Raw genomic sequence first — 18,947 nt, 5'->3', positions numbered from 1 at the left:
TTTGATGCATACGATTCAGATTCCTGTACGATATCAAGAGACAGACATGATGGGGATCGTCTATCATGCGAATTATTTAGTCTACCTTGAGATCGCGAGAACCGAGTTGTTACGACAACTCGGAGTGGAATATAAAGACATGGAACAGGCCGGATTCGTGTCGCCGGTGACGAACGTTACGGTCGACTATAAGAAGAGCGTCACGTTCGGAGACACGGTCAACGTGCGCGTCTGGGTCGACAGTTATTCGAAGATCCGTACCGTCTACGGATATGAGTTGACCGACCAAAACAATGATTTGGTCGGGACCGCGAAGACGACGCATGTCGTCGTGAAGCGCGGCGATTTCAAGCCGATCCGGCTCGACCGGGAATTCCCGGCATGGCACAATATGTATTTGAAAGTCTTGAGCCCGGTTCAATAACAGTCGTTCCTTTGTACCGTCAGTGTGGTATCATATCTTGACGGTATTTTTTTGTATGAAGAAAGGGGAAGATCGCATGCTAAAACCATCTATGTTGATGGTGTGCTGCGCCTTGACGCTCACGTTAGTGGGATGTACGACAAGCGAACAAGCTGATCCGAACGAACCGATAGAACAACCGACCGTGTCTGACACGGAGAAGCCGGCGGAAACGCCTGCTGATAACGAGACGGCACCGGCAGAGCCAGCTCCGGAAGCAGAAGAGCCGGCCGAAACGGATAAGGACGAACAACCGGCGACCGAACCAGAGCAACCAGTCGAGGAAGAACCGGTGGCCGAGCCGAGTCAACCGATCGAATTGAACGGGCAAGCAAACCTTGAGTTGGACGCACTCGTCCTCGTCAATAAACAGATTGCCTTGCCGAGTGATTATCAACCGGCCGATTTGGTGCCGGCGAACATCGATTTCGTCGATTCGGCGACCGGTGAGCGTAGAATGTTGCGTAAAGAAGCGGCCCGTGCCATCGAGTCACTCATGAAGGACGCGAAAGCGGCCGGGATTGACTTGAAAGGGACGAGCGCGTTCCGGACGTATGCGTATCAAGTGCAGTTGTTCAACGCCTACGTCGCGCGTGACGGCAAGGAGCAGGCCATGATGTACTCGGCGCCTCCAGGACACTCAGAGCATCAGACAGGGCTCGCGATCGACGTCTCGAGCGCATCAGTCGGTTATCAACTGACGCAAGAGCTTGAACAGACGACAGAGGGCAAGTGGCTTGCCGACAATGCACACAAGTACGGGTTTATCGTCCGTTACCAACGTGCTTACGAAGCGGAAACCGGTTATATGTATGAACCGTGGCACTTACGATATATCGGGGTAGACCATGCGACGAACGTTCATAAAACGAACGTTCCGTTCGAGCGCTACCTCGAGCAATTAATGGACTAAGGGGAATTGCGATGCCTTACATGACAGAAGTGATGATCATCATCATCAGCTATTTGCTGGGCTCGATCCCGTTCGCGCTCATCGTCGGAAAGCTCGGCTATCGAGTCGATGTGCGAGAGCATGGGAGCGGGAACTTAGGGACGACGAACACGTTCCGCGTGCTCGGAAAAAAAGCGGGGACGCTCGTATTGTTAGGAGATATGGGGAAAGGGTTGGTCGCGGCGCTGTTGCCGCTCCTGTTCGGGAGCGACATGAGTCTCTTGCTCGCAGGGATTCCAGCCATCATCGGCCACTCGTACCCGATCTTCGCCAAGTTCAAAGGCGGAAAATCGGTCGCGACGAGCGCCGGGATCTTACTCGCGGCGTTCCCATGGTTCTTCTTCGTCGTCGTCGGGACGTTTATCGTGGCGCTCCTCATCTCGAAGATGGTGTCGCTCTCGTCGATGGCGGCGTCAGCCGTCGGACTCGTGACGGTCGTGACGTATAGCGCCATCACGAAAGATTGGTTGCCGCTCATCGTCATCGTGCCGCTCGCCTTGTTCATCATCATCAAGCACCGTACGAACTGGCAACGGATCCGCGCGGGCACCGAACCGAAAGTGCCGCTGTTCCAAAAGAAAAAATAAAGATGTTGCCGAACGGGACCTGTTTATCAGGTTCAGTTCGGTTTTTGGCGTTTGCGACGAAACAATTTCGAACGACCTACCAATTGTTGTGGATTTTCGTGGATTTTTGCTAAAAAGAATGAAAAAAGTGTTGGATTTGCCCGTTCTTTACTTTCAGTTTACGTTAAATTTACATCCGTTCGCTAAAATGGGAGAGGAAGCGATTTTTGCGGAGGAGGCAGGCTTGTGTCGTTAATTGGAGAAGAACGTAAACAAAAGATTGTCGAGTGGATCGAGCGGGAAGGTAAAGTGAAGACGAGTGAACTGATCGAACGGTTGAACGTCTCGGGGGAGTCGATTCGCCGCTACTTAGAAGAGCTTGAGAAAGAACATCGCATCAAACGGGTATACGGGGGAGCCGTCTTGCATCAAAGCGTCTCGTTCCAGCCGATGACGATTTCGAACATGGACGGGATTCGTCGCATCGCCTATACGGCGTTTCAACTCGTCGAAGACGACATGCTACTCTACATTGGGCATGGTGTCGCCCCCGAGCAAGTCGCGTCAAGGCTCCGCGGGCGAAACTTGACGGTCGTCACGCCTTCACTCATGGTCGCGAAAGCGCTATTCGAGCAGCGGGCCAAAGGTGTGTTCACGGGCGATATTCAATTGCTCGGAGGTACGATCGACCCGAAACATCTCGTTACCGTCGGCGAACAAGTGCTTCAACAACTGAAAGCGTACGTGTTCGATATGGCGATTTTGTCTGTCGAAGGGGTCGACGCGACGCTCGGGCTGACGTGTGACGCCCATGGGCTGTCGACTGTGACGCAAGCCGTCATGACGCAAAGCCGCATGTGTTATCTGCTCGCCGACCACACCCAGTTTAATCAACAGAAACGATATCGTGTCTCCGACTTCTCGACGGTGACGACGATTATCTCAGATTTTCCAGAACCGACCGATTGGAAGCGGACGTTGGCCGAACACGAGGTCGAATGGCGTTTCGCTCCATAACTAAAGGAGGAGTCATTTATGATCGAAGTCATCGTCACGACGTTAAACGAAGCGAAAGCAGCAGCACGATACGGGGCGAATCGGCTCGAACTGATTGCCGATATGCGTGCCGGTGGGACGACCCCGAGCTTCGGGACGATCCGTAACGTATTGGAGAACGTCACGATCCCTGTCCACGTCATGATCCGGCCGCATACCGACTCGTTCGTCTACAGCGAAGATGATAGTGAGACGATTTTGGCGGATGTCGGGCTGTGCCGCGAGCTCGGGGCCGATGGGATTGTCTTCGGCGCATTGACGGAAGACGGACGAATCGATGAACGGCTGCTCGGCGAGGTCATCAAGCATAAAGGCGACATGGCGCTCACGTTCCACCGGGCGATCGACGAGGTGGCCGATCTCATTCAAGCGCTGGACGTGTTGAACGATTTTCCGGAAGTCGATCAAATTTTGACGTCCGGGGGAGCGGTGACGGCCGTTGAAGGGATCGAACGTCTCGAAGCGATGCGGGACACGGCGACGATGACGATCCTGCCTGGAGCGGGGATCACGGCGGACAACGTCGTTCAACTCGTCGCCCGGCTCGATGTTCCTTTCGTCCATGTCGGCAACGGCGTTCGGACGGACGGTAGACTCGACGAGGCGAAATTTCAAAACCTGCTCGAGCAAATGAAACGCTAAAAACAGTCGGATGACTGTTTTTTTGCTATAATGAAAAAAACGATAATGAAGGTGACGTCATGCAATCAGCAGTCTATAAACAATTTGCGCTCCGGATGTTGTCCGGAAACTGGGGAATCTCACTCCTTGCCGTGCTCTCGACGATGCTCGTTCAAGCGATGATCACGACACAACTCGATTTGTCATCGACGGACCCGTCCGTCATGCTCGTCTCGATCGGTCTCTTGTACGGTGCGACCGTCTTGCTCGCCCCGCTCGAGATGGGACGAAACTGGATCTTCCTCGACATCGCCAAAGCGGAAAAACCAAGATTCGGTCTTTTGCTCGAGTCGTTCGGGTCCGTTAAAGACTACGTCCGTGCCGTCACGTATTACGCCGTATTCTATCTTGGACTGAACGTGCTCATGCTCTTCTTGATCGTCCCGGGTGTTTGGTTTTACTTGACGTATCGAATGGTCCCGTTCATCCTGCGCGATCAGCCCGAACTGACGGCGTTCACGGCGATGCGTGAGAGCCGACGCCTCATGCGCGGGAAAAAACAGATCATGCTCAGGCTGTATGCAAGCTTTATCGGTTGGTACGTGCTTGTCCTCATGACAGGCGGGATCGCCTATATCTTCGTCCAGCCGTATCTTCATACGGCGCTCGGCGGGCTCTACCTCGAAATCAAAGCAGAAAAACAAGCAAACGAAACCACGGCCGGCTGAATCTCAGCCGACCGTGGTTTTTTTATGATCCGTGCCGATCCGACTTCTGTGGATCGGGCGCGTCCTTAAAGTCTTGTCTCTCTTCATTCGTCGCATGTTCATGCCACTTTTTAGCCTGTTCTGTCGCGATCGGTATCGCTTTTTGATCGGAATACCCTTGAGCTATGAGGGCATTGGCGATATCGATCGCTTTCTTTTTGACGAGCGGGTCGAAGTTTTTCAGTGATTCCGGATAATCTTTCATATTCCAAGGCATCATGATCGCTCCCTTCTGTACTACTAATTCCACAACAGCGTCGATTCAAACGTCTTGATTCATATAGTATTCGATGAGCGCCTGCGTCCCGTTCTCACCGTATCCGTTCTCTTCTAAAATCGAATAGAGTCGGTATGCGAGCTCGAGGCTCGGCAGTTTGACACCTAACTCTTTCGCGCTCTCGAGGGCGAGCGCCATGTCCTTGATGAAGTGTTTGATGAAGAAGCCTGGCGAATAATCTTCGACGATCATGCGAGGTACCAGGTTCTCGAGCGTCCAACTGCCGGCCGCGCCGCCACGGATCGTCTGGCGCAATTGATCGGGGTCGAGCCCGGCACGCTTCGTGAAGGCGAGCAGTTCGGCGTTGCCCATCATGATGCCGGCGATCGCGATCTGGTTGGCGAGTTTGGCGTACTGCCCGCTCCCGGCGTATCCCATCCGTTCGATCGCTTGCCCCATCGCTTCAAACAGCGGCATTGCTTTCGTGAACGCGAATTCGCCACCGCCGACGAGAATCGATAGCGTCCCGTTCTTGGCGCCGACATCGCCGCCCGTGACCGGGGCGTCGAGCGGGAGCAGGCTGCGGTCGATTGCGGCTTCAGCGATTCGTTCGGCGAGCTTCGGTGACGATGTCGTCATGTCGATGACGAGTGTGCCTGGTTCGGCGGAGTCGAGAATCATCCCTTTACCGAAATAGATGCTTTCGACGTCTGACGGATAGCCGACGATTGTGATGACCGCATCGGCGTTTTGACACACCGCTTCGATGGAGTCACACCACGCCACGCCTTCTGCGAGCAGGTCGGCGGCCTTGTCTTTCGTCCGCGTGTACGCTTGGACGGTATAGCCTGCCTTCATTAAGTTTCTGACCATCGATTGACCCATGACGCCGAGTCCGATAAATCCGATTGTCTTCATGGTTGATTTCCTCCTAGTAGTTGCTGTTTAACGAGCCGTTCATATAATTCGTTGTCTTGAAGCAGCGTCTTGTGCGTACCGAGTCCGCTGATTCCTCCGTTCTCAAGGACGATGATTTGATCCGCGTGTTGGACGGTCGAGAGGCGGTGGGCGATGACGAGCGTCGTCCGTCCTCTCATGAGCCGGTCGAGCGCTTCTTGGACGACACGCTCGGACTCTGAATCAAGGCTCGACGTCGCTTCGTCGAGCAATAAGATTTGCGGATCTCGGAGCAGCGCCCGGGCGATGGCGAGCCGTTGCCGTTGTCCACCTGATAAGCGGACACCGCGTTCGCCGATTTCGGTTTCGAGCCCGTTCGGCATCGTATCGATGAACGACCAAGCGTTCGCCATTTCACAGGCGTTTTGAATTTCAGTATCGGTCGCGTCACGCTTCAGGCCGTACAAGATGTTTTGTCGGACCGTTCCCGAGAGGACGGGTGAGTCTTGGGCGACATAACCGATGACTTGCCGCCAGTTGTCGCGGCCGTACGAATCGATGTCGCGGTCGCCATAAAGGATGCGCCCCGACGATGGGACGTAAAACTGTTCGACGAGCGCGAACAGCGTCGTCTTGCCGGCGCCGCTCCGTCCGACGATCGCGGTCGTCGCCCCGAACGGAACGGTCATCGAGATGGTGTCGATGACCGGTTGCTCATCATAGCGGAACGTGACGTCCTCGAACGTCAGTGTCGACTGTTGGATGTGTTCCGTGGCAGCGGCGTAACGTTCCGGTTCGACCGCGAGCAGTTCAGAGATGCGCTCGGTCGCGCCGCGAGCCTTTTGCAGGCGCGTGATAAATTCTGTCATCGTAATGAGCGGGGTGATGATTTGGAACAAGTAGAGCATGAAAGCGAGCAGCGCCCCGGTCGATAACGCCCCGGTCGAGACACGGTACGCCCCGAAACCGAGGATGGCGATCAGCATCGCCGTCAGTGTGACGTTCAAGAGCGGGATCAAGATCGCTTGAATCCGTCCTTCTTTCACACCGTAATCGAACAAACGTTCAATCCGCCGGCTCCCTTCGGCGACTTCCTCACGTTCGGTCGCCTGTGATTTGACGAGCCGGATCTCACCGAGCAGCTCGGCGAAAAATCCAGACAACCCGCCGAGCTCGTGTTGCGTCTTCTTGGCAATCGTTCTAAGTTTGCGGCCGAGTGGGATGACGATCACGAGCGTCGTCGGGACCGAGAACAAGATGACGAGCGTCATCTGCCAGTCGAGCGTGAACAAGATACCGACGGCCCCGATGACCGATACGAACGAAGTGAGCAGCCGAACGCTCTGTTCCGACAACAGCTGTTGCAGCGTCGTCGTATCGTTGTTCAGGCGGGAGACGAGGTCCCCCGATTTGACACCGTCATAGAACGGGATCGGTAACGCGACGAGGTGCTCCCATAACGTCGTCCGGAGATTGGCGACGACTCGTTGTCCGACGATATGTAGCCAATAGATGGAAATGGCGCTCGAGACGACTTGGACGAGAAAAGCGACGACAAAAATGGCGACGAGCCGGGCGTCGAGCACGGCCTCGCTCCAATTGTCGACGACTCGTTGCAAAATGAGCGGGATGGCGAGGGCTGCCATCGCTTGGACTAAAGAAATCAATACGGCACCGATAAACAATTGTTTCGGCGGTTTGGCGACTCGGAACAAGCGAAGGAAAGCTTGCCAAGTAGTTGTGGACTCCATCGAACGTCCCCCTTTCCTATTAACTGTCGCTGTTTCGAAAACAAGTGTCAAGACGTCGAACCGTTGCGATGAAAAATGCTAGAATGGAAAGAGAGGTGAGAACGAATGAAATGGATACATACGGCCGATTGGCATTTAGGAAAAATCGTCCACGGCCGCCACATGACAGAAGATCAACGCATCATTTTATTTGAATCCTTGTTACAAATTGTCGACGAGGAACAACCGGACGCGATTGTCGTCGCAGGCGACTTGTACGACCGGTCCGTTCCCCCGGTTGAAGCAGTCGATTTACTCGATGAGATGTGGAAAGCGCTCGTGCTCGAACGGAACATTCCCGTGCTCGCGATCGCCGGCAACCATGATTCGGCCGAACGGCTACAATATAGTTCGAAGCTGTTGACGAAAGTCGGGCTCCATATCGTCGGGAAGTATGAGCCGGGTGCGGGACCGATCATCGTCGCTGGCATCCCGTTTTACTTGATGCCGTTTTTAGAACCGGCCCGGATCCGCTACACGCTGCAAGACGAGACGATCCGGACCCATCACGACGCGCTCACGGCCGTCGTCGAATCGTTCGGTTCCATCGATGCCCGAGCGGTCGGGATCGGCCACAGCTTCGTCGCCGGGGGTCTCGAGACCGACTCTGAGCGGCAACTGTCGGTCGGCACGGCCGGACAAGTCGCCAAAGGACTGTACGAACCGTTCGGTTATACGGCGCTCGGCCATCTCCATAACCGCGACGCGCTCCGCGATGATAAGATCGCCTATAGCGGTTCGCTCATGAAATATTCATTCTCTGAGGCGAACCATGTGAAATCGGTCGATGTCATTGAATGGGACGGAGGATGGACGCGCCGCCGTCGTCCGCTTCAAGCAAGACGCGACTTGCGCATCTTGACGGGCACGTTGAATGAACTGCTCGACCCGGTGTTCTATCAAGACGAGAAAACGGATGATTACTTGAAAATCGTCTTGACCGACGAGTCTGCGTTATTCGACCCGATGGCGAAACTGCGGACCGTCTATCCGAACATTTTACATCTCGAGCTCGAGCTGTTGCGCCGCCAAGACGAGACGTCCCGCTTCGAGCGTGAGACGCTCGAACGGCGGTCGATCGAGGACGTCTATATGGAGTTCTATAAAGCTGTCCATGGCCGAGACGCCGATGAGACGGTACGACGATTCGTGGAAGGAGATGGACCGATATGAGACCTGAACGATTGACGATCACCGCATTCGGTCCTTACGCCGAGACGGAACAGATCGACTTCACACAGCTTGAAGGGCGCTCGATGTTCGTCATCAGTGGACGAACCGGCGCCGGCAAGACGACGATTTTTGATGCGATGACGTTCGCCTTGTATGGACGGGCGAGCGGTGCCCTCCGGAACGCCAGTGATTTTAGAAGCCAATACGCCGAGCCGGAACGAAAGACGGAGATCGATTTCTCGTTCACGATTCGCGAGGAGCGGTACCGGATCGTCCGCCAGCCCCAACAACCGCACCCGAAAAATAAGACACCGATCCCTCATGAGGCCGTCCTCTATGAATGGGCGGACAGCTGGAAACCGCTGGCGACGAAAGTCGGGGACGTCGAGCAGCAGATCGAATCGTTGCTGCAACTTGATTATGAGCAGTTCAGCCAAATCCTGTTGCTCCCGCAAAACCAGTTCCGCCAACTACTCGACTCGGACTCGATGAAGAAACAACAGATCCTTCAGTCGATCTTTAAGACCGAGGCGTATCGAGCGTTTCAAGAGAATTGGGTCGAGCGGTATGGCAAGTATCGGAAACAAGTCGAGTGGGCGACTGAGACGACACGCTTGAAGCTGCTCGAACTTGAAGACGATGACATCGAAACCGTCGCCGAGCGTAACTTGCCGGAGATTCAGGACTGGCTCGAGTCTAGAGAAGAGCGCCTGTTGACCGCGACCGAGTCGTTACGAGGCGAACGGGACGTACAATCGAAACGGGTCGATGCGATCCGGAGCGAACTCGAACAGGCGAACGCGCTCGTCCGGTTGTTCGTCGAGCGTGACGAGCAGGCCCGCGCCCTTGAACGCTACAAATCGGGTGAAGCCGACCGGGTGGAGCGCCGCCGATTGATTGAACGGTTGGAGGCATCAAGCCGTGTCCGACCGTTATACGATCGCTACTTGGCGAATCGACAAGATATCGAACGGCTAAATCATGACATCGACGGTGTTCAAACACGGTTGACACAATACGCGAGCAAACTAGACGAGCTCCACGCCAAGACGGAGCGCATCGCGTCTTCGAAGCAAGAAGTCGAGACGATCACCGCCCGTCTGAAAGCCATCGATGACATGCTTCCGTTCGTGGACGAATGGCAGACCGCCGTGACAGAGCGAGATGAATTGAAACGCTTGACCGACCAACTCGCCGTCTTCAAGAACGATTCTCGTTTAACCGAGCTGAGACGACAAGAAGAGATGTTGTCAGCAGAGCTCGCACAGGAAACGACACCGAACCGTCTCGTCGAAGCTGAACGGAAGTATGACCGGCTCACGGCACACGCGCAACTCGAAGCAAGATTTCAAGCTGTAACGGAGCGGCTCGCATCGTGTGAGCGCAACGGTAAGGAAGCGCAACGGCGTCACAAGGCCCAGTCGGATATCGTTGAGCAGTTCATGCATGAAGAGCAGGCGTTATGGGCACAGAAGCTCAGTGCGACGCTCGTTGATGGCGAGCCTTGTCCCGTATGTGGATCGCGGACCCATGGGACGGTCGCGTCGCACGAGGTGACGAATGACCAAGGCGAGCTCGTCGCCGCGACGGAGATGCTGAAACAATATGAGGCGGCCTTGCACGAGGCGAGAGCGGACTACCGGGCGTTGAAGCAACAGGCTGAAGAAGTCCGGGGCGAACTCGAATCGTCAAGACAGGCACTCGACTTGTCCGGGTCGGCCCAGGAGGCGACCGTTCTGCAAGAGCGACTCATCCGTTCGCTTCGAGATGAAGAGCGGGCGCGTGCTCAAGCGGAACGCACGTACCGCACGGTCATGACAGATCTAAAACGATTAGAGAAAGAGAAACGCGAACTGACGGAGCGACGGCAGCAATTGCTCGAGCGGTTGCAAGCCGTCCAGGAACGGCTGCAGGCGATGCGGCAACCGGACGCGGCCTCGCTGCAACAACTGCAAGCCGAACGTGACGCGCAATCGACGCGGCTCGACCGGCTGCAGCAAGTTATCGCGCAGTATGAACGCGAACTCGAGGACGTGACACGCTTGAAGTGGACCGAAACAGAACGTTTGCGGCTTCTGAATGAACGGCTCGACCTCGAGCAGAAACGTTTTGACCAGACGGAGACCGAGCTCGAGGAGTCGCTAGCGAAAAACGAATTGAGCCGTGACGTCTTTTTGACAAACGTCGAACAGATCGACACGTTGTCGTCGCTGCAAGAACAACTCGCGGAAGAACAGGCAGACGGGATCCGCCTCGAACACGGCTTCAACGCATTGACCGACAAGATCGGTGATGCGGTCAAACCGGATCTCGTTCTGTTAAACGACCGATTGACGACAGCGCAGGCAAGTCTCGACGCATTGGCGGAACAACTTGTCACAGCGGACAGCCAATTGAAGCGCCATCGCCATGTCATCTCGGAATGGGACCGGCTTCGAGACCAGACCGCAGACGAGCAACGCAATCTCGAGACGGTCAAACTGATCGCCGACACGGGTCGTGGTTTGAACCCGCAGAAACTGACGTTCGAGACGTATGTACAGACCGCGTTCTTCGATCAGATTTTACATGCGGCCAACATTCATCTTGATCTGATGACGAGTGGGCAGTTCCAACTCGAGCGAAAAGTCGAGACGGCGAAAGGAAACGCAAAATCTGGACTCGAACTATTGGTCTTTGACGCCTATACGGGACAATCCCGACGTGTCCAAAACTTGTCGGGCGGGGAAGGGTTCAAAGCCTCGCTCGCCCTCGCGCTCGGATTGGCCGAGGTCGTCCAGCAACTGAGCGGCGGTGTCAGTCTCGAGACGATGCTCATCGACGAAGGCTTCGGGACGCTCGACGCCGAATCGCTCGACCAGGCGATCGAACTGTTGATGTCGCTGCAGTCGAGCGGACGGCTCGTCGGTGTCATCAGCCACGTCCAAGAGTTGAAAGACCGCGTTGATGCGCGGATCGAAGTGAAAAAATCAAGAAGCGGGTCGACGATCCAGCTCGTTGTGGAGTGAAACCGATGAAACATATGGAAACAAGATCAAGTTTGGTCGCCCTGTTACGCGAGAGCGGCATCAAGTCGGGGGAATCATTATTCGTCCACAGCTCGTTATCCAAGCTCGGGTGGGTTTGCGGCGGACCGGAGGCGGTGATTGAAGCGTTACAAGACGTCGTCGGGCCGAGCGGGCTCATCATGATGGCGACTCAAAGCGGGGATAACTCCGACCCGGCCGAATGGGAAGCGCCGCCCGTCCCGAGCGAGTGGTGGGACGAGATCCGAGCCGAGATGCCTGCTTTTGATCAACGGAAAACGGCGACACGCGGCATGGGCCGCGTCCCCGAGCTGTTCCGGACGTATCCGGGCGTACACCGGAGCGAGCATCCGATGTGGTCGGTCGCGGCCTGGGGTCGTGACGCCGAGCAAATAGTCGCGAATCACACGACCGATATCGGATTCGGACCAGGGTCACCGATCGAAAAAATGGTCGAACGAGACGCTCGTATCCTCCATCTCGGGTCGCCGCTCGACGCGACGACGTTATGGCACTATGCCGAATATGGGATCGACGGACCGGTGAAGCAGTTCGGTTGCGCTTTATACGAGAATGGCGAGCGGGTGTGGAAGACGTTCGAACATACGGACGTCAACAGCGACCCGTTCGGTGCCATCGGGGAGAACATCGTCAAGCGGGCGGACGTCAAGACGTTCGTGATCAATGAAGCAACGTGTTACTTGATCCCGGCGTCGACATGGGAGCCGGTGCAACACGCCTTGATCGCGTTACGGAGCTGGCTCCGATGAAACGATCGAGCAATATTTTGAAGATGAAGGAGAGTCGGGCGATGAGTCGATGGGGAAAATATATAGGAATTGCGGTAAGTGTCGTGGTGATCGTCGCCATGTTGGCCGTCGTCGGCATCTCGGCCCATATCGGCGACCAATTGACGTCGCCGGTGCGGGAGACGTTGACGTTCACGCCAAAGGCGCTCGGCATCAAATATGAGAACGTGACGATCCAGGCAGATGACGACAGCGACCTGTACGGTTGGTGGATCCCTCATCCGACGCCACGGGCGACGATCGTCTTCGCCCACGGTTATGGGAAAAACCGCGAGCAGTCCGACTTGCCGCTGAAAGAACTCATCCCTGAGTTCCATGAACAAGGCTATCAATTTTTGACGTTCGATTTTCGGGGATCGGGCATCTCGGAAGGAGACCGCGTGACGGTCGGGGCGAGAGAACAGACGGACCTGATGGCGGCCATCGACTTTGCGCGTGAGCGGACGGATGGACCGATCGTTCTATACGGCGTGTCGATGGGTGCGGCGACGGCCTTGGCGACGGCTGACGAGACCGACGTCGCGGCTGTCATCGCGGACAGCCCGTTCAGCGATCTTCGCGGTTATCTCGAGACGAATCTGCCGATATGGAGCGATTTGCCGAACTTCCCGTTCACACCGGTCATCATGACCGTGACGCCGTGGTTCACTGGCCTTGACGCGGACATCGTGAAGCCGATTGACGATGTCGCTCAAATCGAGGCACCGATCCTGCTCATTCACGGGAAAGGCGACGACGCCATCCCAGTATCTGAAAGTGAGCAGTTGGCGGAGAAAAATGACGGGATCGAGCTCTGGGTGACCGACAATGACGGGCACGTAGCGTCACACGAATCATTCCAGACGGAGTACCGTCAAAAACTGTTCGACTTTTTAGAGCGGTCGTTATGAGTGGGGGCGCATCTTGCGCTCCTTTTTGATATGATTGCTAACGAGAATGAATGAAAGAAGGGTTCTATATGGATGTCACTGCGTTACTATCATTTTTACTGCTCGGAACGCTCATCGGGATTTTGAGCGGATTCTTCGGAATCGGGGGCGGGATCTTACTCACGCCGCTCCTACTCGTCTTCGGATATGAAGCGAGTGCGGCCATCGCGCTCAGCTTGATGCTCACGCTCGGGTCGACGACGGCCGGGACGATTTCACATCTCAAACTGAAGAATGTCAATCCAAAACACGCCCTCTTGATCGGGGCGTTCGGGGTCGTCGGGACGTGGGTGGCGACGCCGCTCGTCTTTTACTTAGAGACGCTCGACGGGGCCAACCTCGTCATCTCGCTCGCCTACATCGCGCTACTCACGTACTTCGCTGTCTCGTTTTTCCGTTCGAAGCAACACGAGGAGGGAAGTATCGGATCGGAATCGGTGCCACGACTCGGTTTTATCGGTCTGTTCGGCGGATTCATCTCGTCACTCATGGGCGTCAGCGGCGGGTTCGTGTTGACCCCGCTCCAAGTCAAGCTGCTCAACACCGAGATGAAACGGGCTGTCGGGACGAGTATCGCCGCGGCGTTCCTCATCGTCGTCTCGGGCGTGATCAATTACGCGGTCGCCGGTGCTGATACGAACTATTGGCACGGTTTGGTGCTTATTGCCGGTGCGATGATCGGTTCGCCGATCGGGGCGAAGCAGTTACAACGGTTCAGTTCGCAGCTCGTCAAAAAAGCGCTCGGCGGATTTTACGTCGCCGTCGCCATCAGCGTCGGCCTTAACCTGCTCGGCTTCAATGACATCTCGCTCGGACTGCTCGTCGTCCTGGCGCTTTCGTTCATCGTCGCACTGTTCATCCGGCCGCGACGAAAGAAATGACAATAAAACCCCGTCCGTGGACGGGGTTTTAACGTCTAGAAATATGATCAATGTTTTCTTGGATTTCGCCGACTTTGCTCTTCGCTTCACGGAGTCGTCGTTCGAACGCCTCTGTGTCACGTGTTTCATCACGCGATTCATCTTTGCCGCGCTTTGGTCCTTTTGTGGAGCGATGGAGATGGGTCGCTTTCATTAAGCGTTTTTTAAACGTTGAATCGCTCATAAGGACACCCCCCTTCCATACTATATAAGTTCCACATAAGGAAGAAGGCGAAACGTTTGAACGCTCACGAAGCAAGTAAACGTCGGACTTGCGAATTTGCCGAGACTTTGACGGCGATGGCTGCGGCGAGCACCGCTTTAATGACGTCGCCGAAGATGAACGGGATGTTCACTTTAAGCGCATCGATAAACGATAGACCGAATACGGCTTGGAGGCCGAGGCTGCCGATGAGATAGACGAAACCGAGACCGATCAACAGGTTGTAGGCAACGAGGGCGGGGAAAGAGCGATATCGTTCTGACAACCATCCGATCAAGTAAGCGGCGATCGGGAACGCGATCAAATAACCGACCGTAGGGCCGACGAACGGGGCCAAGCCGCCGGAACCGCTGAGGACCGGGAGACCGATCATTCCGAGAAGTAGATAGACGACGACAGCGAGTCCGCCTTTTTTGGCACCTAGAATGGCGCCAATCGTCATGATGCCGAGCATTTGCAGCGTGATCGGGACGGGTCCGATCGGGATGGCGACAGAACCGATACTAGCTAGCAATGCGGCACCGATGGCCACTTGTGTCAAATCATGAATTTTCATATGTAAACCTCTTTTCTGTTAACGTTGACTATATACAGGTTAACATCTAGTGATTTATGTTGGCAAGCATAAAATGAGCACCTGGTCATGATTGGCCAGGTGCTTTCGTGTCAACTCGTTGGTTGATGAAGTTTTGTGGCCGCTTCCGTAAGTTGCGTCCGTACCGCATCGAAGCCGGTCCCGCCGTAGCTATTCCGGCGTTTGACGGCCGTGACCGGTGAGAGTGCCTCGTAGACGTCAGTCCCGATCAAAGTGGAGTGAGTTTGATACGTCTCTAAAGGAAGCTCTGACAAGTAGAGGCGCTGCTCGATACAGTAGCGGACGAGCGTACCCGTCACTTCGTGGGCCTCGCGGAACGGCAGTCCTTTCGCGGTCAAGTAGTCGGCGAGCTCGGTCGCGTTCGAAAAATCGCGCTCGGTCGCTTGTTTCATCGTGTCAGCGTGGAACGTCATGTCTTGAATCATGCCGGTCATGATGCTCAAACTACCTTGAAGTGTCTTGACCGTGTCGAACATACCTTCTTTATCTTCTTGCAAGTCCTTGTTGTAAGCGAGCGGTAGACCTTTCATGATCGTGAGTAGACCCATCAGGTTACCGATGACACGACCCGATTTGCCGCGGACGAGCTCGGCCATGTCCGGGTTTTTCTTTTGCGGCATCATGCTCGAACCGGTCGAGAACACGTCTGAAATCGTGATGAATTTAAATTCTTCGCTGCTCCACAAAATAAGTTCCTCGCAAAACCGTGACAAGTGCATCATCAGGAGTGATGCGTTTGATAAATATTCTAAGATGAAATCACGGTCGCTGACCGCGTCGAGGCTGTTCGGATAGACTCGACTGAAGCCGAGCAGCTCGGCCGACCGATGACGGTCGATCGGGAACGTCGTCCCGGCGAGCGCACCGGCACCGAGCGGACTCATATCGATCCGTTTCAAACTGTCATTGAAGCGTTCCTTGTCACGGTCGAGCATCCAAAAATAAGCGAGCAAATGGTGGGCGAGCGAGACCGGTTGTGCCCGTTGTAAGTGCGTGTAGCCCGGCATGATCGTCTCGACGTTGTTTGCCGCATGCGTATAGAGCGCCGTCTGTAGTGCTTCAATGCCTTCGATCGTCTCACCGACGCGACGCTTCAAATACAGGTGCATGTCGGTCGCGACTTGGTCGTTTCGACTGCGCGCCGTATGCATCTTCCCGGCGACCGGACCGATTTCCTCGCGAAGTAACGACTCAAGGTTCATGTGGATGTCTTCATGGAACACGCTGAACGACAGCTCGCCGGCTTGTGCTTTCTCAGCGAGGGTGTTCAGACCGCCGATGATCTGTTCGGACTCGTCAGCGGTTAAAATGTGCTGGTCCCCGAGCATCGTCACATGGGCGATGCTCCCTTCGATATCTTCTAGCACGAGCTGGGCGTCGAAATGGATCGAGGCACCGAATTCGTCGACCCATTCGCTCGCTGTCTGCTCGAACCGTCCCCCCCATAGTTTACTCATGGGGCATCAATCCTTTCTCGGCCAATACTTCGGCCTGGACTTTTGTCGGTAGGCCCCAAAGTTTGATGAAGCCGACAGCAGCCTGTTGGTCGAACGTATCGGCTGACGTGTACGTGGCAAGTTGTTCATCATAGAGCGAGATCGGCGACTTCCGCCCGTCGACGATGGCTTGACCTTTGAACAGTTTCATCCGCACCGTTCCGGTCACCGTCTGTTGTGTCTCATCGATGAAGGCGAGGAGTGCTTTCGTGAGCGGTGAATACCAGAGGCCGTTATAGATCGTCTCGGTCAATTTCTGTTCGACGATCGGCTTGAAATGGGCGACTTCACGAACGAGCGTCAACGCCTCGAGGGCGTGGTGTGCCGTGATCAACGTCATTGCCCCGGGTGCCTCATACACTTCACGCGACTTGATACCGACGACCCGGTTCTCGATATGATCGATCTTGCCGATCCCGTGGGCGCCGGCGGCGATGTTCAATTGTTCAAGGATCGACGTGAACGTCGCTGGTTTCCCATCGAGGGCGACCGGGACGCCTTGTTTGAATTCGATCTCGACGTACGTCGGTTCATGCGGCGTATCCTCGAGCGGAGCCGTCAATTCATAGGCGCTTGCTGGTGGAGCGGCCCACGGGTCTTCGAGGATGCCACACTCGACGGCACGCCCCCAAATATTTTGGTCGATCGAGAACGGTTCTGCTTGAACAATCGGAATCGGGATATCGTGTTTGGCGGCGTAGGCGATTTCTTCTTCCCGCGACCATTTCCATTCCCGGACCGGTGCGATGATTTCGAGCGACGGGTCGAGCGCGTGGATCGATACTTCGAACCGGACTTGATCGTTGCCTTTGCCGGTACAGCCGTGAGCGACAGCGACTGCTCCTTCAGCTTGTGCGACCTCGACTAGCTTTTTCGAGATGAGCGGCCGTGATAAGGCGGAAACGAGCGGATAGACACCTTCGTACATCGTGTGAGCCTGCATCGAATAACGGGCGAAGTCATTGACGAACTCATCAACGGCGTCGATGACGACTGATTTGACGGCGCCGACCTTGAGCGCTTTCTGTTGGATATGCTCCAAATTTTTACCTTCTCCGACATTCAAACAACAAGCGATGACGTCATACCCTTGTTCGTTCAACCATTTGATGGCGACCGAAGTATCTAATCCACCTGAATAAGCTAATACGAGTTTTTGTTTCATTTCATTGCACCCCTTATACATAATTATTCATCTGTTTTTATAAATATACAACTTACATTAAAGGATGCTGGGACGGAAAGCAATGGTTTTCTAAAAAAAAAGAACCACTTATGAAAAGTGGTTCGTCACTGAATGATCTCGAGTTCTGGCATCCATTGTTTCATATGCTCGCTCGTCTCGTTGAATAGCTCAGGTTTGGCGGACTGGAGAGGGACGACCTCGAAATGGCCCGCGCTCGATTGCCGTGTGAACGTCGGATAGAACATCGGGTTCGTGAGCTCAAACGTCGATTCGCCGTCGATGGTCGTCTTGACGATGTCGATACCGACGATGCCGCCCGTATTCCGCTCATCGCCTTGCTGGCCAGACAAGAAGTTTCCGAGTGAGTAGGCGACGAACGTTCGATTGCCTGCAGCGCCGTCGACCCAGGCCGTCGGCTGCAGGACGTGCGGATGATGGCCGATGATGATGTCGACCCCGAAGTCGGACAGTTGTTGGACGAGTGTTTGTTGCGATTCATTCGGGAGCGGCTCGTACTCATTCCCGAAGTGGAGAGCGACGACGGTCAGCTCGGCGGTTTGTTCGGCCGCCTCGATATCTCGTTTCATCGCTTCGACGTCAATGTAATTGACGTGATACGGCTGCTTTGGCACGACACCATTCGTCCCATACGTATAGGCGAGGAACGCGAACGAGATGTCGTTCGCGGTCAGCGTCCGGACGTTGGCTTTATCTGCTTCGGATAAGAACGAACCGGTATACGGCATATCGATCGAGTTCCAGTAGGCGATGGAATTCTCAATTGCTTTCACGCCGCGGTCGAGCGTGTGATTGTTCGCTGTCGTCACGAGGTCGATGCCTGCTTCTTGCAACGCATCACCGATCTCGTAGGGGCTATTGAAGGCAGGGTAACTCGACAATCCGATGTCACTGCCGCCGATCATGCTCTCTTGGTTGGCAACGGTAATGTCGGCCTCGGACATCGCGGACGCAACTTTTTCAAACGCGGGGGTGAAGTCATAGCCGTCACCGCTCTTAGCGGCGTCATAGACGGAGTCGTGCAACAAAACATCGCCGATCGCGTAAATGGACGTCGTCGTCACGACCGGTTCCGGTTCTTCGGGCACGGTATCAACCGGTTGTTCGGTCTCGACCGGCGGATTCTCAGCTTGCTCGGGTTGCGTTGTTTCGACATCGGCTGAGGTGCAGCCGAACAGGAAAAGGAGGGACAAAAGCAGGGCAGGTTGTTTTAGCAAGATCACTCGTTTCAAGTGAGTGGTCA

General features: G+C 55.2%; 19 protein-coding genes. 11 read left to right on the top strand and 8 right to left on the bottom strand.

Going from position 1 to position 18,947, the window contains the following annotated elements; all coding sequences use genetic code 11:
• Positions 1–4 precede the first annotated feature (4 nt).
• The 6 genes from EVJ24_RS03635 to EVJ24_RS03610 all read left to right on the top strand — a co-directional run bounded on the left by EVJ24_RS03635 (position 5) and on the right by EVJ24_RS03610 (position 4,386).
• Positions 5–424, top strand: coding sequence for an acyl-CoA thioesterase (locus EVJ24_RS03635; protein ID WP_071397620.1), 420 nt, complete (start codon positions 5–7; stop codon positions 422–424).
• 76 nt (positions 425–500) lie between these two features.
• Positions 501–1,376, top strand: a complete 876-nt coding sequence (locus EVJ24_RS03630; RefSeq protein WP_236637542.1) for a M15 family metallopeptidase — start codon at positions 501–503, stop codon at positions 1,374–1,376.
• A gap of 11 nt (positions 1,377–1,387) precedes the next feature.
• On the top strand, positions 1,388–2,002 hold the full coding sequence (plsY, locus tag EVJ24_RS03625) for a glycerol-3-phosphate 1-O-acyltransferase PlsY (RefSeq protein ID WP_442899255.1): 615 nt from the start codon (positions 1,388–1,390) through the stop codon (positions 2,000–2,002).
• A 225-nt stretch (positions 2,003–2,227) separates the two neighbouring features.
• Positions 2,228–2,998 (top strand): DeoR/GlpR family DNA-binding transcription regulator, encoded by a 771-nt coding sequence (locus EVJ24_RS03620; RefSeq protein ID WP_131439717.1) that lies wholly within the window; start codon positions 2,228–2,230, stop codon positions 2,996–2,998.
• Between the two features lie 18 nt (positions 2,999–3,016).
• Positions 3,017–3,679: a copper homeostasis protein CutC gene (locus tag EVJ24_RS03615; RefSeq protein WP_131439714.1), complete on the top strand. Its 663-nt coding sequence runs from the start codon at positions 3,017–3,019 to the stop codon at positions 3,677–3,679.
• A gap of 59 nt (positions 3,680–3,738) precedes the next feature.
• The gene (locus EVJ24_RS03610; protein ID WP_131439712.1) at positions 3,739–4,386 is read left to right on the top strand and encodes a DUF975 family protein; all 648 of its coding nucleotides are present in this window, start codon (positions 3,739–3,741) and stop codon (positions 4,384–4,386) included.
• Positions 4,387–4,408: 22 nt separating this feature from the next.
• Here the strand turns inward: EVJ24_RS03610 and EVJ24_RS03605 are convergent, their stop codons facing one another.
• The 3 genes from EVJ24_RS03605 to EVJ24_RS03595 are packed head-to-tail and all read right to left on the bottom strand — an operon-like array spanning position 4,409 to position 7,290.
• Positions 4,409–4,645 carry a hypothetical protein gene (locus EVJ24_RS03605; protein ID WP_070327164.1) on the bottom strand — a complete coding sequence of 79 codons (237 nt, stop codon included), beginning with the start codon at positions 4,643–4,645 and terminating at the stop codon, positions 4,409–4,411.
• A 42-nt stretch (positions 4,646–4,687) separates the two neighbouring features.
• The gene (locus EVJ24_RS03600; RefSeq protein WP_131439710.1) at positions 4,688–5,560 is read right to left on the bottom strand and encodes an NAD(P)-dependent oxidoreductase; all 873 of its coding nucleotides are present in this window, start codon (positions 5,558–5,560) and stop codon (positions 4,688–4,690) included.
• The gene (locus tag EVJ24_RS03595; protein ID WP_131439708.1) at positions 5,557–7,290 is read right to left on the bottom strand and encodes an ABC transporter ATP-binding protein; all 1,734 of its coding nucleotides are present in this window, start codon (positions 7,288–7,290) and stop codon (positions 5,557–5,559) included. The genes EVJ24_RS03600 and EVJ24_RS03595 overlap by 4 nt, the downstream gene beginning before the upstream one ends.
• A gap of 105 nt (positions 7,291–7,395) precedes the next feature.
• On the opposite strand from EVJ24_RS03595, the gene EVJ24_RS03590 reads away from it, so the two are divergent.
• The 5 genes from EVJ24_RS03590 to EVJ24_RS03570 all read left to right on the top strand — a co-directional run bounded on the left by EVJ24_RS03590 (position 7,396) and on the right by EVJ24_RS03570 (position 14,147).
• Positions 7,396–8,502 (top strand): exonuclease SbcCD subunit D, encoded by a 1,107-nt coding sequence (locus tag EVJ24_RS03590; protein ID WP_131439706.1) that lies wholly within the window; start codon positions 7,396–7,398, stop codon positions 8,500–8,502.
• On the top strand, positions 8,499–11,510 hold the full coding sequence (locus EVJ24_RS03585) for an AAA family ATPase (protein WP_131439704.1): 3,012 nt from the start codon (positions 8,499–8,501) through the stop codon (positions 11,508–11,510). The genes EVJ24_RS03590 and EVJ24_RS03585 overlap by 4 nt, the downstream gene beginning before the upstream one ends.
• Before the next feature lie 14 nt (positions 11,511–11,524).
• Complete coding sequence (locus EVJ24_RS03580; RefSeq protein WP_236637541.1) at positions 11,525–12,298, top strand: aminoglycoside N(3)-acetyltransferase; 774 nt, start codon at positions 11,525–11,527, stop codon at positions 12,296–12,298.
• Positions 12,299–12,339: 41 nt separating this feature from the next.
• Positions 12,340–13,227, top strand: a complete 888-nt coding sequence (locus EVJ24_RS03575) for an alpha/beta hydrolase (RefSeq protein WP_131439699.1) — start codon at positions 12,340–12,342, stop codon at positions 13,225–13,227.
• A gap of 68 nt (positions 13,228–13,295) precedes the next feature.
• Positions 13,296–14,147 (top strand): sulfite exporter TauE/SafE family protein, encoded by an 852-nt coding sequence (locus tag EVJ24_RS03570; RefSeq protein WP_131439697.1) that lies wholly within the window; start codon positions 13,296–13,298, stop codon positions 14,145–14,147.
• A 28-nt stretch (positions 14,148–14,175) separates the two neighbouring features.
• Here EVJ24_RS03570 and EVJ24_RS03565 read toward each other — a convergent pair whose 3' ends face one another.
• The 5 genes from EVJ24_RS03565 to EVJ24_RS03545 all read right to left on the bottom strand — a co-directional run bounded on the left by EVJ24_RS03565 (position 14,176) and on the right by EVJ24_RS03545 (position 18,927).
• Positions 14,176–14,370 (bottom strand): hypothetical protein, encoded by a 195-nt coding sequence (locus EVJ24_RS03565; protein WP_131439695.1) that lies wholly within the window; start codon positions 14,368–14,370, stop codon positions 14,176–14,178.
• A 64-nt stretch (positions 14,371–14,434) separates the two neighbouring features.
• Positions 14,435–14,965, bottom strand: a complete 531-nt coding sequence (locus EVJ24_RS03560; protein WP_131439692.1) for a biotin transporter BioY — start codon at positions 14,963–14,965, stop codon at positions 14,435–14,437.
• Between the two features lie 110 nt (positions 14,966–15,075).
• Positions 15,076–16,461 carry an argininosuccinate lyase gene (argH, locus tag EVJ24_RS03555; RefSeq protein WP_131439690.1) on the bottom strand — a complete coding sequence of 462 codons (1,386 nt, stop codon included), beginning with the start codon at positions 16,459–16,461 and terminating at the stop codon, positions 15,076–15,078.
• Positions 16,454–17,665 carry an argininosuccinate synthase gene (locus EVJ24_RS03550; protein WP_070327175.1) on the bottom strand — a complete coding sequence of 404 codons (1,212 nt, stop codon included), beginning with the start codon at positions 17,663–17,665 and terminating at the stop codon, positions 16,454–16,456. Before EVJ24_RS03550 ends, argH begins: the two co-directional genes overlap by 8 nt.
• A gap of 125 nt (positions 17,666–17,790) precedes the next feature.
• Positions 17,791–18,927 (bottom strand): CapA family protein, encoded by a 1,137-nt coding sequence (locus EVJ24_RS03545; RefSeq protein ID WP_236637563.1) that lies wholly within the window; start codon positions 18,925–18,927, stop codon positions 17,791–17,793.
• Positions 18,928–18,947: the final 20 nt, after the last annotated feature.

It is taken from the genome of Exiguobacterium sp. SH1S21, from assembly GCF_004337175.1.
Taxonomy (GTDB): Bacteria; Bacillota; Bacilli; order Exiguobacteriales; family Exiguobacteriaceae; genus Exiguobacterium; species Exiguobacterium aurantiacum_A.
The sequence above is the reverse complement of the archived record's forward strand: the minus strand, read 5'-3'. Positions and strand labels throughout refer to the sequence as shown.